Source organism: Mesotoga sp. HF07.pep.5.2.highcov (genome assembly GCF_003666285.1).
Taxonomy (GTDB): domain Bacteria; phylum Thermotogota; class Thermotogae; order Petrotogales; family Kosmotogaceae; genus Mesotoga; species Mesotoga prima.
The window spans coordinates 1-921 of the sequence record NZ_JFHJ01000404.1 but is presented as its reverse complement, the minus strand read 5'-3'; the positions used below and the strand labels follow the sequence as shown (position 1 = coordinate 921).

The following is a 921-nucleotide window of genomic DNA, read 5'->3' as shown; positions in this document are numbered from 1 at the left end:
CCTGCTGGCTTTTCGAGGGGGGATCCGAAAAATGAAGATACTTTCTACAGAAGGACTTAAGAAGTTCTTTCCGATAAAGGCCGGTGTCTTCTTCCAGGTAGTCGGTCATGTAAGGGCAATGCAGTCTGTTACCCTTGAGATAAGCAGGGGAGAGACAATCGGAGTCGTCGGGGAGTCGGGCTGCGGCAAGAGTACTCTGGGCAGGACCATAGTAAAGATCTACGAGCCGACCGGTGGGAAGATACTCTACCATGACGAAAATGGAGAGGAACACGACATAACCAAAGGGCTTGGAAAGAACGTGCGCTCGAAATTCCGGCGAGATGTTCAGATGATCTTTCAGAATCCCTTCGATTCACTTGACCCCAGAATGACGGTAAGGGATATTATACGGGAACCGATCGAGGCACACAATCTCTTATCCAAAAAAGAAGCAGAAGATTACGTTGGAGAGCTTCTGATGAAAGTCGGTCTCTATCCCGAATACGCTCAGCGTTACCCTCACGAGTTCTCCGGGGGACAGAGGCAAAGGATCGCGATAGCCCGTTCGATCTCGGTTAGACCGAGACTGATTATATGTGATGAACCTACATCTGCCCTCGACGTTTCCGTTCAAAGCCAGATCATAAACCTGTTGCAGGAGCTGAGGGAAGAAAGCGAGATGTCCTATATCTTCATCTCGCACAACTTAGACGTCGTACACCACATGAGCGACAGAATAATGGTAATGTATCTCGGAAACGTCGTAGAGACTGCCGAAGCGAGGGAACTCTTCAACAACCCCGCTCACCCTTACACAAAGGCGCTTATGGCTTCGATTCCAAACTGGGATCCCGAGGACCGGAAGCTTCAGAATATAAGACTGGAAGGGGAGCCCCCTAGCCCGATAAATCCACCTTCTGGCTGCCCGTTTCACCCTAG

Annotated in this window: 1 protein-coding gene; it reads left to right on the top strand. The window is 50.2% G+C overall.

The genetic code is table 11. From position 1 onward, the window contains the following. Nucleotides 1-31: 31 nt before the first annotated feature. The coding region (locus BG32_RS08600; protein ID WP_121526681.1) for an ABC transporter ATP-binding protein at nt 32-921 on the top strand (890 nt) is incomplete at its 3' end.